This window comes from Streptomyces sp. NPDC093109, from assembly GCF_040701725.1.
Classification (GTDB): domain Bacteria; phylum Actinomycetota; class Actinomycetes; order Streptomycetales; family Streptomycetaceae; genus Streptomyces.
In genome coordinates, this window is sequence record NZ_JBFBEZ010000040.1 from 32801 (window position 1) to 45523 (window position 12723).

Consider the following 12723-nt stretch of genomic DNA (forward strand, 5'->3'; position numbering starts at 1 on the left):
CACCGGCGGGAGGGGGCCGGGGTCGCAGGAGGTGACGTCCCCGGATGTAGAGCGTGATTTGTGCCGCTGTACGCGTCTGCAGTCGGCCGACGGAGCCGCACGCGGCGTAAATCATGCATCCGGGGATGCGCCTCCGGAGTGCCCCGGCCCCCGGCACGAGTTCAACCAGCCGCACCGCACCCGCCCGGCCCACGGTCCCTCGCCGGGAGGCGACCCCGCGCCCGCCCGGCCCACGGCCCCTCGCCGGGAGGCGACCCCGTACCGGCCAAGACCCACCGCCCCTCGCCGGCAGGCGACTCGCGGTACCTTCGGCCGCACGGGCGGCAGCCGCCCCCGTCGGGGACAGAGCGGAGTCAGAGCGTGAACGTCAGCGTCAGGATGACCGAGGGGGCCGACCCGTTCGGGACGGCGCGGCTGCGGCGAGGGGTGCTGGATGCGTGGGGGGCCAGTCCCGCGCGGTTCCGGGAGGACGCCAACGCCGAGGAGGACCTCGCGCTCGGCGGGTACCGGGACCGGCTCGTCGTCGAGCTGGCGCAGAACGCCGCCGACGCCGCCGCCCGCGCCGGTGTGCCGGGCCGGCTCAGGCTGACGCTGCGGGCGGGGACAGCGGAAGGCACAGACCAGGGCCCCGGCCAAGAACGCGCCGTGCTCGTCGCCGCCAATACCGGCGCCCCCCTCGACGCCACCGGCGTCGAGTCGCTGTCCACCCTGCGCGCCTCCGCCAAGCGCGAGGGGCACGAGAGTGCCGTAGGGCGCTTCGGGGTCGGCTTCGCGGCGGTGCTCGCGGTGAGCGACGAGCCGGCGATCCTCGGGCGGCACGGCGGCGTCCGGTGGTCGCTCGCGGAGGCGCGCGAGCTGGCGGCCGGGCCGGCGCAGGGCAGCCCCGGGCTCGGGGACGAGTTGCGGCGCCGGGAGGGGCACGTACCGCTGCTGCGGCTGCCGCTGCCCGCCGAGGGCACCGCGCCGGACGGGTACGACACGGTCGTCGTCCTGCCGCTGCGCGACGCCGCCGCGACGGATCTGGTCGGGCGGCTGCTCGCCGGCGTGGACGACGCGCTGCTGCTGACGCTCGCCGGGCTCGACGAGGTCGTGATCGAGACGGCCGACGGGGAGCGGACGCTGCGCAGGTCGCAGCCCGGCGGGAGCGGGGCGTACGACGGCGCGTACGTCGATGTCGAGGACTCGCGCGACGGCAGCCGCCGCTGGCGGGTCGTGGCCGACCACGGGCCGACCCCGCCCGCGCTCCTCGAAGGGCGGCCGGTGGAGGAGCGGCTGCGCCCGTACTGGTCGGTGACGTGGGCGGTGCCGGTGGACGGTGAGGGCGCGCCGGTACGGCCGCGCACCGCGCCCGTCGTGCACGCGCCGACGCCGACCGACGAGCCGCTCGGCGTCCCTGCGCTGCTGATCGCGTCGCTGCCGCTGGACACCGCGCGGCGGCATCCGGCGCCGGGGCCGCTGACGGACTTCCTGGTCGCGAAGGCGGCGGACGCGTATGCGGAGCTGCTGGGCGGGTGGGAGCCGCGCTCGACGGGCGTGATCGACCTCGTACCCGGCCCGCTGGGGAAGGGCGAGCTGGACGGGCGGCTGCGGGCCGCGATCCTGGAGCGGCTGCCGCGCGTGGCGTTCCTCGTTCCGGCGGCGCCGGCCGAAGAGACCGAGGACGACGGCGACGGCACGGGCGTGCTCCGCCCCTTCGAGGCCGAGGTCGTCGAGGGCGCGGGCGCCGACACCGTACGGGTGCTCGCAGAGGTGCTGCCGACGCTGCTGCCCGCAGGGCTTGAGCGGCGGCCTGAGCTGCGGACGCTCGGGGTGGGCCGGCTGCCGCTGGGGGACGCGATCGAGCGCATCGCGGGCGCCGAGCGCCCGCCCGCGTGGTGGCGGCGGCTGTACGAGTCGCTCGCCGGGGTCGATCCGGAGCGGCTGTCGGGGCTGCCGGTGCCGCTGGCCAACGGGCGGACGGCGATCGGGCCGCGCCACATTCTGCTGCCGCTGCCGGGCGCGGAGGCGGCCACGGACCTGGCTCGCCTGGGCCTCAAGGTCGCGCACCCGGACGCGGCCCATCCCCTCCTGGAGAAGCTGGGCGCGCTGCCCGCCACGCCGCGCGCGGTGCTGACGACCCCTCAGGTACGGGCGGCGGTCGCCGCGTCGCTGGACGCGGGGGAGGCGTGGGACGACGGCCTTGACGACAACGCCGCGCCGGATGCTGAGGAGTTGGCCGAGATCGTGCTGGCGCTCGTACGGGACGCGGCGCTGGAGCCGGGCGACGAGCCGTGGCTCGGCGCGCTCGCGCTGACCGACGAGGACGGCGAGACGGCGCCCGCCGGTGAACTCGTGCTGCCGGGAAGCGCGTTCGCGTCCGTGCTGCGTGAGGACGAACTTGCCTTCGTGGACGCCGAGTTGGCCGAGCGCTGGGGCGAACAGCCGCTTGCCGCGTGCGGCGTGCTCGCGGACTTCGCGCTTGTACGGGCCACGGATGTCGTCCTTGACCCGGACGAACTGGAGCCCAGGGAGGGCGACTTCGCCGAACCCGACGACGCCGGGCTGCTGGACGCGGTCGACGTGTGGTGCGAGGACGCGCTGGACCGGCTGCCCGAGGGGCCGCTGCCGCCGGTGGCCACGGAGATCGTTGCCGTACGGGACCTGGACCTGGTGGACGACGACGCCTGGCCGCGCGCGCTGGCGCTGCTCGCGCGCCCGCCGCTGCGGGACGCGCTGATCCAGCCCGTACGGGTGCTGCTGCCGGACGGTACGACGGAGAGCGTGCGCTCGTACACCGCGTGGTGGCTGCGCGACCATCCCGTGCTCGACGGGCGGCGCCCGGCCGGGCTGCGGGCCGAGGGCGGCGATCCGCTGCTGGTGGGGCTGTACGACGCGGTGGACGCGTCGGGGTTCGAGGACGCGCAGGTGCTGCGGGCGCTGGGGGTACGGACGTCCGTCGACGCGCTGCTCGACGAGCCGGGCGGCGCGGCGGAGCTGCTCGGCCGGCTCGCCGACCCGGCGCGCGAGGTGGCCCCCGGCCAACTGCACGCGCTCTACACGGCGTTGGCCGATCTCGACCCGGACGAGGTGACGCTGCCCGACGAACTCCGTGTCGTGGTGGACGGCGAGGTACGGGTGGTGGACGCGGCGGACGCGCTGATCGCGGACGCGCCCGACCTGCTGCCGCTGGCGGACGGCCTGCCGCTGCTGCCGGTGTCCCCGGCGCGCGCCGCCGAGCTGGCGGAGCTGCTCCAGGTGCGGCGGCTGAGCGAGACGGCCGTAGCGGAGGTCACGACGGACGGCGAACGGCACACGGTCCCGGCCCCGGTCCGCGCCCTGCTCGGCCCCCGGACGCCGGAGACGTACGTCGAGCACGAGGAACTCCAGGTGGACGGCGTCGAGTTGGACTGGCGCCGGACGCCCGACGGCGTGCTGCACGCGGCCACGCTGGAGGGCGTGGCGGCGGGCCTGGCGTGGGCGGCGGGGCAGTGGCCGCGCCGGTTCGAGGTGGCGGCGCTGCTGGAGGATCCGTCGCGGACGGAGGAGCTGGCGCGGGACCGCTGGTTCGACTGACACCCGGCGTTCATCTCGACCGGGCGCGGACCATCGCTCCCCGTACAACCATCCGCTGTCACCTGTGGTCTCACGGCCTGCCGGATCAATCGACCCGGCAGGCCGGTCCGCTGCGCGGGGCGGCCTGCATCCTCGCGAGACGATTGATTTCGATCTATCTCGATCTATCTCGACAGAGAGTGTAACTTTTCGTACAACCTTTCTGTGGTGCTCCTGGTCCTTTCTGGCGGGTCATCAGATCCGAATCCAGCAGGGGGGAAGTACCAAGATGCGTACACGTATGACGGTCGCCGTCGTCTCCGGCGCCCTGGCTCTGTCCGCACTCGCCGTGCCCGCCGTGCCCGCCGCACAGGCCGCGGGAATCGCGGGCGCCGTGGACGACGAGAGGCCCCAGATCCTCGCGGCCTCCGTGAACGGCGGCAAGCCGATCGTGCTCGGCACCTCCACCGCGAAGACGGTGACGGTCTCCATCACGGCGAGCCACCCCAGTGGCATCAGGGACGTCTTCGGGTATCTCTGGACCGGCCAGCACGTCGAGGACCCGAAGATCAGGATCCTGATCCACCGGGACTGGGCCGACAGCTGCAAGGACATCAACGCCACCACCGCCACGTGCACCTTCTCGGGTGTCATCAACCCCAAGGTCCTCAAGAACACCGACGCGCGCACCTGGAACCTCTTCGCCGGCGCCTGGGGCAAGGTCGGCCGTGACTCCGTGGTCGAGGTGGACGCGTTCACCACCGCCAAGCTCCAGCGGCAGTCCCGCCTGACCGTCTCGGCGACCCCGAAGCCGGTGAAGAAGGGCAAGACCCTCACCGTCACCGGCAAGCTCTCCCGTGCGAACTGGGACGCCAAGAAGTACGCGGGGTACGCGGGCCAGTCGGTGAAGCTCCAGTTCCGCAAGAAGGGCACCGACACCTACACGACGATCAAGACGGTCAAGGGCTCCAGCACCGGCGCGCTCAAGACCACGACGACGAAGACGACTGCGGAGGGCTACTGGCGCTGGAGCTTCGCGGGTACGGCGACAACCCCGGCGGTCAACGCGCCCGGCACCCTGGTCAAGATCAAGAAGTAGCGGCGCGGTAGCTGCGCGGTGGCGGCGCTGTAGCCGCGCCGAGCGAAGCGGGGTGCGGGGTCCGGCGGTTGGTGCGGGCCCGCACCTTCGATCTTCAGCAGTAAGTTCATGATTCTGTACAACCATTCACTCCTGTCCCGGGTCTGGTCAGTTGGATCAGCAGATCAGCGGATCCGTAGATCAGATGGGTACCGCCGCAGCGGACGACGCGCCGCGGTGCCCCTTCTCTACTGGGGGAAACACATGCGTACGCGTGCCACTGTTGCCGCACTTTCCGGCGCCCTGGCCCTGTCCGCTCTCGCTGTACCGGCTTCGCACGCGGCGGACCGCGGAGACATCGCCCAACTGACGCGTTCGCTCGCGTCCTCGGTTCAGAGCTCCGCCGCGGCCACCGCTTCCACCGCCCCTTCGGCGGCGTCGAAGGGTTCCCTGGCGGCGGCGAAGGCGGCGGACACCGCGCCTCAGATCACCAAGGTGGTCGTGAACGGTGGGAAGCCCGTCGTGCTGGGCGTCAAAACCACTCAGAAGATCTCGCTCGCCATCACGGCCACCGACGACTCCGGTATCGGTGGCGCGGCCGGGTTCCTCTGGACCGGCGGCAAGACCATGGACGACGCCACGAATGTCGCGGTCTCCGAGGCCGACGACCTGAAGTGCAAGGTCGTCAACGCCACCACCACGACCTGCACGCACACGGTGACGGTCCGGTCGAAGTACCTGCTCAACAACGAAGCCAAGACCTGGAACGCCTACGCCGTCGCGATCGCCAACGACGATGGCGATCTGACGAAGGAGAAGGCTGGCACGGCCAAGTTCCAGCGGGCCTCGCAGCTGACCGTGTCGGCGACCCCGAAGCCGGTGAAGAAGGGCAAGACCCTCACCGTCACGGGCAAGCTCTCCCGCGCCAACTGGGAGACCGGCAAGAACGCGGGTTACGCGAGCCAGTCGGTGAAGCTCCAGTTCCGCAAGAAGGGCACCGACACCTACACGACGATCAAGACGGTCAAGGGTTCCAGCACCGGCACCCTGAAGACCACGACGACGAAGACGACGGCCGAGGGCTACTGGCGCTGGAGCTTCGCCGGTACGGCCTCCACCCCGGCCGTCAGCGCGCCCGGCACCCTGGTGAAGATCACGAAGTAGGCCTAACGAGCACGTAGTTGGGCAGGGCGGCGGTCCGGGGATCCGGGTCGCCGCTCCGGGGCGCCGCGCTGGCTGATGACCGGGTCGGCGGCCCCTGTCGTTGATCTTCGCAATTACTTCATATTTTCGTACAACCATTTGTTCTGTCCCCGGGTCTGGTCAGTTGGATCAGCAGATCCGCAGACCAGACGGGCACCGCCTAGCGGACGACGCGCCGCGGAGCCCCATCTCGACTTGGGGAATACATGCGTATTCGTGCCACTGTTGCCGCGGTCTCCGGCGCCCTGGCCCTGTCCGCCATCGTTGTGCCCGCCGCCCAGGCCGCGCCCTCCGGTGACCGCACCCCCGCCCCGCTCTCCGGGCCGTGGGCGAGCGGCTCCGCCGGTGCCTTCGGCTCCGCGGCCAAGGTGCAGGGCTTCTCGGCCACGGCGAAGGCGGAGGCTCCTGCCGAGGCGCCGGTGATCAAGAAGGTCGTCGTGAACGGCGGCAAGCCGATCGTCGCCGGCCTCTCGGCGAAGAAGAAGGTGACGATCGCGATCACCGCGTCCCAGTCCTCCGGCATCGTCGACGCCGCCACCATCCTGTGGATCGGCTCGGACCTCGACGACGAGAACGCGGACGATCTCTTCTGGTTCGAGCAGAACGAGAAGAAGGCCAGCTGCAAGGCGGCCAACGCCACCACCTCGACCTGCACCCTCACGGTCACCGTGGACCCGGAGCAGCTGATCAACACCGACGCGACCTACTGGAAGGTCGGCGCGTACGCGGAGGGCAAGGACGAGTCGTACGTCCGCAAGGACAACGCCGCCAAGATCCGCATGCAGCGGGCCTCGCAGCTGACCGTGGCCGCGACCCCGAAGCCGGTGAAGAAGGGCAAGACCCTCACCGTCACGGGCAAGCTGTCCCGCGCCAACTGGGACACCGGGAAGTACGCGGGCTACGCCGGCCAGTCGGTGAAGCTCCAGTTCCGCAAGAAGAGCAGCAAGACCTACACCACCATCAAGACGGTCAAGGGTTCCAGCACCGGCACCCTGAAGACCACCACGACGAAGACGACGGCCGAGGGTTACTGGCGCTGGAGCTTCGCGGGTACGGCGACGACCCCGGCGGTCAACGCGCCCGGCACCCTGGTCAAGATCAAGAAGTAGCAGCGGTAGTAGCAGCGGTAGTAGTAGCGGTAGCGGTAAAAGAGATAGCTGAGCGCGGCGGGTGCCGCGCACGCGAAGGGCCCGGCATCGCTGCCGGGCCCTTCGCGCGTCCGAGCCGCAGAGGCCCGCCCCGCCTACGCCGGGAGCTTGCGCCCCACCAGCCGCCAGCAGAACTCCAGCGCCGCCGAAGCCACGACCGCGATCCCCACCGCCGTCCACGGCAGCACCGTGCCCACCAGCTTCAGCGCGAAGAAGTGCTGAAGCGTCGGCACCGCCAGCACCACCAGGAACGCCAGCCCCATTGAGATCACCAGCCCCACCCGCCACCAGGTGTACGGCCGGGCCACGATCGCCAGCACCCACATCGAGACCAGGAACAGCGTGAGCGTCGCCGCGCTCGTCTCCGCGCCCAGCGACTCGGCGGTACCGCCGTAGTAGTCCCGCGCCACCATGTACGTGACGAACGTGGCGATCCCCGCGATCACGCCCGAGGGGATCGCGTACCGCATCACCCGGCGCACGAAGTGCGGCTGCGCGCGCTCCCGGTTCGGCGCCAGCGCCAGGAAGAACGCCGGGATGCCGATCGTCAGCGTGGACAGCAGCGTCAGATGCCTCGGCAGGAACGGGTACTCCACCTGGAAACACGCCACCAGGATCGCCAGCAGCACCGAGTAGACCGTCTTCGTCAGGAAGAGCGTCGCCACCCGCGTGATGTTGCCGATCACCCGCCGGCCCTCCGCCACCACCGACGGCAGCGTCGCGAAGCTGTTGTTCAGCAGCACGATCTGGGCGACCGCCCGCGTCGCCTCGGAACCCGAGCCCATCGACACGCCGATGTCCGCGTCCTTCAGCGCCAGGACGTCATTGACACCGTCCCCGGTCATCGCGACCGTATGCCCGCGCGACTGGAGCGCCCCGACCATGTCGCGCTTCTGCTGCGGGGTCACCCGGCCGAAGACCGAGCCGGACTCGACCGCCCCGGCCATCTCCTCCCGGCCCTCGGGCAGCCGCCGCGCGTCCACGGTGTGCTCCGCGCCGGCCAGCCCCAGCTTCGCCGCCACCGCGCCGACCGACACCGCGTTGTCGCCCGAGATGACCTTCGCGGCGACATCCTGCTCGGCGAAGTACGCCAGCGTCCCGGCCGCGTCCGGCCGCAGCCGCTGCTCCAGGACGACGAGCGCGGCCGGCTCGGCACCGGCCGCCGCGTCGGGGGAGTCGAGCGCGGCGGTGGTACGGGCGAGCAGCAGCACCCGCAGGCCCTGCCGGTTGAGGTGGTCGACCTCCGCGAGCGCCGGATCACCCTCGGCCAGCAGCACATCGGGCGCGCCGAGCAGCCAGCGCGACTCGCCGCCCGACTCGCTGCCCGCCTTACCGCCCGTCTCGCTGCCCGACTCGTCGAACGCCGCGCCGCTGTACTTCCGTACGGACGAGAAGGGCAGCGCCGACGCCACCGGCCACTCCCCGCGGTCGCCGCGGTAGGCGTCGATGATCGCCTGGAGGCTGGCGTTGGGGCGTGGATCGGACGCGCCGATCGCGCCGAGCACCCGCCGTACGTACGTCTCGTCCGCGCCGCCCAGCGGGCGCAGCTCGCTGACGTCCATGCCGCCCTCGGTGAGCGTGCCGGTCTTGTCGAGACAGACGACATTGACGCGCGCGAGCCCCTCGATGGCGGGCAGCTCCTGGACGAGGACCTTCATCCGGCCGAGCCGGATCACCCCGATGGCGAAGGCCACGGAGGTGAGCAGCACCAGGCCCTCGGGGATCATCGGGACGATGCCGCCGACGGTTCTGGCGACGGAGTTCTTGAAGTCGTTCTGCTTGACGACGAGCTGGCTGATGATGAGCCCGAGCGCGGTCGGGATCATCATCCACGTGACGTACTTGAGGATGGTGCTGATGCCGTTGCGCAGCTCGGAGTCGACCAGCGTGAAGCGGGACGCCTCCTCGGCGAGCTGAGCGGCGTAGGCGTCCCGCCCGACCTTCGTCGCCTGGAACGCGCCACCGCCGACGACCACGAAGCTGCCGGACATCACCTGGTCGCCGGGGCGCTTCAGCACCGGGTCGGCCTCGCCGGTGAGCAGCGACTCGTCGATCTCCAGGCTGTCGGCCTCGGCGACCACCCCGTCGACCACGACCTTGTCACCGGGGCCCAGCTCGATCAGGTCCCCGAGGACGATCTCCGAGGTGGAGATCTCGGCGGCGGTCCCGTCGCGCCGGACCGTCGGCTTGGCCTCACCGATGACCGCGAGCCCGTCGAGGGTCTTCTTGGCGCGCAGCTCCTGGATGATGCCGATGCCGGTGTTCGCGATGATCACGAACCCGAACAGGGTGTCCTGGAACGGCGCGACGAAGAACATGATCACCCAGAGCACGCCGATGATCGCGTTGAACCGGGTGAAGACGTTCCCGCGGACGATCTCCGAGGTGGACCTGCTGCTGCGGACCGGTACGTCGTTGACCTCGCCGCGCGCGATGTGCTCGGCCACCTCGGCCGAGGTCAGCCCGGTGTGGCGGCCGGCCGGCTCGGGGGGCTTCATGGGGTGTACGGGGTCGAGTTCGGCGCCCGCGTCGATGGCGGGGCCGTCCTGGCGCGTGGCCGGGCCATGTGATCCACGGCCGTGCGGCTCGGGGCCGGGGGGCTCGGGGCCGTCGGTGTCGATCTTTGCCCGCTGCGTCATGCTATTGACGGTACGGCCGGTGAGGCGCCTTCACCCGCCGGCCGGGCAGAAGATCCGACTGGGGGACGAGAAGGATCGTCCGCTGGCAGTAGTGCGCGGATGCCGGAACAGGTCTTTGGACAGGATGCGGTCAGGGCTTCCGGCCGTCAGGGCCGGTTATGCCGTCCGTCCCCGTGCCGCCTCCGGTTCCGCTGCCGGTCCCACTGCCGGCTCCGTTTCCGGTTCCGCTTTCAGTCCCGCTGCCGGTTCCGATTCCGCTCTCCGGCCCCGCCGTTGCCGCCGCTGCCGCCGCGCGCTTGATCGCCGCGTCCCGGCCCCTCACGTACCAGATACCGATGAGGCCGAGCCCGGCGCCGGCGAGGCAGGTCCAGATCCACGCCGTGTGCCCGTGGTCGCTGTACCAGCCGTAGAACGGCAGCTGGAGCAGGAAGAGCGCGAACCAGATGATCGTGCCGGCCGTGATGGTGCCGACGACCGGCCCCTCCAGGGGTTCGGGCGCCGGATGCCGGGGGTTTCCCGTCAGAAAGCCGCTCATGGTGGTCAGTCTATGCGGGGGCGGCGCGCGGGGTCCGAGGGTGTGGATAACTCGGTACAGGGCAAGTGGCGCAAGGGTCTACGCGCGGAGATAGCGATCTTGGCCCACCGTATTCATACTGATGTATTCATACTGAAACCGTTTCCTGGCTGACTGTTTTCGTCCATCTGAACGTTCAAAGTCGACCAACCCCCACTCCTTCTCGTAAGACGACTGAGGTCCCCCATGCCTTCCTCGGCCACCGCTCCGGTCGGTTCCGACGCCCAGCCACCGGCTCCCGGAGGGCCGTCCGGCGGGCTCGACCGCTTCTTCCTGATCTCGGAGCGCGGCTCCACGGTCGGCCGTGAGGTACGTGGCGGCTTCGCCACCTTCTTCGCGATGGCGTACATCATCGTGCTTAACCCGATCATTCTCGGAAGCGCGAAGGACATGTACGGGCACCACCTGGACAACGGCCAGCTGGTCACCGCGACCGTACTGACCGCCGCGTTCTCGACGCTGCTCATGGGCGTCATCGGCAATGTGCCGATCGCGCTCGCCGCCGGTCTCGGCGTGAACACGATCGTCGCCCTTCAGCTCGCCCCCAGGATGAGCTGGCCCGACGCGATGGGCATGGTCGTCCTCGCCGGGTTCGTGGTGATGGTGCTGGTCGCGACCGGCCTCCGGGAACGCGTGATGAACGCCGTACCGCAGGGCCTGCGCAAGGGCATCGCGATCGGGATCGGCCTCTTCATCATGCTGATCGGCCTGGTCGACTCCGGCTTCGTCTCCCGTATCCCGGACGTAGCCCAGACCACGGTGCCGCTTCAGCTCGGCGGCAACGGCCATCTGCACGGCTGGCCGGTGCTCGTCTTCGCCATCGGGGTGCTGCTCACGCTCGTTCTGATCATCCGCAAGGTCCGGGGCGCGATCCTGATCTCGATCGTCGCGATGACCGTACTGGCGATGATCATCGACGCGCTCGTGAAGGTGCCGAGCTGGGGCCTGACAGCGCCGAAGTGGCCCGGCAACCCGGTCTCCACCCCCGACTTCGGGCTGTTCTGGCACTTCAGCCTCCTCGGCGGCTTCGAGAAGGTCGGCGTCCTCACCGGCGTCCTCTTCGTCTTCACCCTGCTGCTGTCCTGCTTCTTCGACGCCATGGGCACGGTCCTCGGCGTCGGCGACGAGGCCAAGCTGATGGACAAGGACGGGAACCTGCCTGGGATCAACAAGGTCCTCTTCGCCGACGGCATCGCCGTCGCCGCCGGCGGTATGGGCTCCGCCTCGGCGAACACCTGTTACGTCGAGTCCACGGCCGGTGTCGGCGAGGGGGCCCGCACGGGGCTGGCCTCGATCGTGACCGGCACCCTCTTCGCCGCCGCGCTGTTCCTCACCCCGCTCGCCACGATGGTCCCGTCCCAGGCGGCGACCCCCGCCCTGGTGGCGGTCGGCTTCCTGATCCTGGCCGGGTCCGTACGGGACATCGACTGGAGCGACTTCACCATCGCCGTACCGGCCTTCCTGGCCATGGTGATGATGCCGTTCACCTACTCGATCACCAACGGCATCGGCATCGGCTTCATCGCCTTCAGCGTGCTGCGCCTGGCGACCGGGCGGGGCCGCGAGGTGCCGGTGGTGATGTACGTCGTGTCGGCGGTCTTCGTCTTCTACTACGCGATGCCGGCGCTGGGGCTTACGTGAGCCGACGCGTGAGCCGACGCGTGAGCTGAGGGTGAGCTGAGGGTGAGCCGACGGGTGTCCGTCCCTGCCCCCGCCCCTGTCCCCGTCTACGTCTACGTCACGCCGTAGAACTTCTCCGTCTCGTCGACCGCCGTTCTGAAGCGTTCGTCGAAGTCGTTGCGAATGAGCGTCTGGGCCACATAGTCCTGGACGCTCATTCCGCGTTTGGCGGCATGCTGCCGGAGCCGGTCGAGCAGCTCACCGTCTATCCGCAGGCTGAGCACTGTCGATCCCATACGGAACAGGTTCCGGTGAGGATACGGCTCTTCGTGTCACTTTCCGCAGCATTCTCACTCGTACGAGTGACGCTGTAGCGCCCTGTCGCGTGCGCCCCGGTGCGCCTGTGCGCCGTTAACGTCGCCGTCATACCGGTGGTATTTAGCATGGGTAATGAGTTAAACTAACGAACATGCCTGACCTGTACCACGGTGACGAGAACGAGAATGACGCCGCCGTGAACGCTCTCCGCTCCGCCGTCATGCGGCTGGGCCGGCGCCTGAAGCACCAACGTGTCGACGAGTCGCTGAGCCCCACCGAGATGTCGGTGCTGGGCACCCTCGCCCGCTGTGGCTCCGCCACCCCGGGGGAGCTGGCCCGCAAGGAGCATGTGCAGCCGCCGTCGATGACCCGCATCGTGGCGCTGCTCGAAGCGAAGGGTCTCGTCAGGCTGGAGCCGCATCCCGACGACCGTCGGCAGAAGGTGGTCAGCCAGACCGAGCAGGCCGAGGCGATGCTCGAAGAGAGCCGCCGCAAGCGCAACGTCTGGCTGGCGTCCCTCGCTGAAGGCCTGGACGAGGACGAGTGGGCGAAGCTGCGCGCTGCCGCCCCCGTGCTGGAGAAGCTCGCGCACCTGTAACCCGCGCGCCATGA

At 70.4% G+C, this 12723-nt stretch carries 9 protein-coding genes; 6 read left to right on the forward strand and 3 right to left on the reverse strand.

Going from position 1 to position 12723, the window contains the following annotated elements:
• Positions 1–378: 378 nt before the first annotated feature.
• From AB0389_RS29910 to AB0389_RS29925, 4 genes are all read left to right on the forward strand, one after another.
• Entirely contained in the window at positions 379–3552 is a 3174-nt protein-coding gene (locus AB0389_RS29910) for a molecular chaperone Hsp90 (protein ID WP_366398667.1), read from the forward strand.
• 268 nt (positions 3553–3820) lie between these two features.
• Positions 3821–4630, forward strand: coding sequence for a calcium-binding protein (locus AB0389_RS29915; protein WP_366398641.1), 810 nt, complete (start codon positions 3821–3823; stop codon positions 4628–4630).
• A gap of 243 nt (positions 4631–4873) precedes the next feature.
• Positions 4874–5773, forward strand: a complete 900-nt coding sequence (locus tag AB0389_RS29920; RefSeq protein WP_366398642.1) for a DUF5707 domain-containing protein — start codon at positions 4874–4876, stop codon at positions 5771–5773.
• 245 nt (positions 5774–6018) lie between these two features.
• Entirely contained in the window at positions 6019–6921 is a 903-nt protein-coding gene (locus AB0389_RS29925) for a DUF5707 domain-containing protein (protein ID WP_366398643.1), read from the forward strand.
• Between the two features lie 134 nt (positions 6922–7055).
• On the opposite strand, the gene AB0389_RS29930 is transcribed toward AB0389_RS29925, so the two are convergent.
• Both AB0389_RS29930 and AB0389_RS29935 read right to left on the reverse strand, forming a co-directional pair.
• Entirely contained in the window at positions 7056–9599 is a 2544-nt protein-coding gene (locus AB0389_RS29930; RefSeq protein ID WP_366398644.1) for a cation-translocating P-type ATPase, read from the reverse strand.
• A gap of 130 nt (positions 9600–9729) precedes the next feature.
• Positions 9730–10134 carry a DUF2530 domain-containing protein gene (locus tag AB0389_RS29935; RefSeq protein WP_366398645.1) on the reverse strand — a complete coding sequence of 135 codons (405 nt, stop codon included), beginning with the start codon at positions 10132–10134 and terminating at the stop codon, positions 9730–9732.
• A 225-nt stretch (positions 10135–10359) separates the two neighbouring features.
• Between AB0389_RS29935 and AB0389_RS29940 the strand changes: the two genes are divergently transcribed.
• A complete protein-coding gene (locus AB0389_RS29940) occupies positions 10360–11814 on the forward strand; it encodes an NCS2 family permease (protein WP_366398646.1) in 1455 nt (484 codons plus the stop codon).
• Between the two features lie 92 nt (positions 11815–11906).
• Here the strand turns inward: AB0389_RS29940 and AB0389_RS29945 are convergent, their stop codons facing one another.
• Positions 11907–12089: a ribbon-helix-helix protein, CopG family gene (locus AB0389_RS29945; RefSeq protein ID WP_366398647.1), complete on the reverse strand. Its 183-nt coding sequence runs from the start codon at positions 12087–12089 to the stop codon at positions 11907–11909.
• 173 nt (positions 12090–12262) lie between these two features.
• On the opposite strand from AB0389_RS29945, the gene AB0389_RS29950 reads away from it, so the two are divergent.
• Positions 12263–12709: a MarR family transcriptional regulator gene (locus tag AB0389_RS29950; RefSeq protein WP_114660808.1), complete on the forward strand. Its 447-nt coding sequence runs from the start codon at positions 12263–12265 to the stop codon at positions 12707–12709.
• Positions 12710–12723 lie beyond the last annotated feature (14 nt).

Coding starts and splice junctions, on each gene's coding strand:
- AB0389_RS29910 (WP_366398667.1), top strand. CDS start 379: ATGACCGAGGGGGCCGACCCGTTCGGGACGGCGCGGCTGCGGCGAGGG.
- AB0389_RS29915 (WP_366398641.1), top strand. CDS start 3,821: ATGCGTACACGTATGACGGTCGCCGTCGTCTCCGGCGCCCTGGCTCTG.
- AB0389_RS29920 (WP_366398642.1), top strand. CDS start 4,874: ATGCGTACGCGTGCCACTGTTGCCGCACTTTCCGGCGCCCTGGCCCTG.
- AB0389_RS29925 (WP_366398643.1), top strand. CDS start 6,019: ATGCGTATTCGTGCCACTGTTGCCGCGGTCTCCGGCGCCCTGGCCCTG.
- AB0389_RS29930 (WP_366398644.1), bottom strand. CDS start 9,599: ATGACGCAGCGGGCAAAGATCGACACCGACGGCCCCGAGCCCCCCGGC.
- AB0389_RS29935 (WP_366398645.1), bottom strand. CDS start 10,134: ATGAGCGGCTTTCTGACGGGAAACCCCCGGCATCCGGCGCCCGAACCC.
- AB0389_RS29940 (WP_366398646.1), top strand. CDS start 10,360: ATGCCTTCCTCGGCCACCGCTCCGGTCGGTTCCGACGCCCAGCCACCG.
- AB0389_RS29945 (WP_366398647.1), bottom strand. CDS start 12,089: ATGGGATCGACAGTGCTCAGCCTGCGGATAGACGGTGAGCTGCTCGAC.
- AB0389_RS29950 (WP_114660808.1), top strand. CDS start 12,263: ATGCCTGACCTGTACCACGGTGACGAGAACGAGAATGACGCCGCCGTG.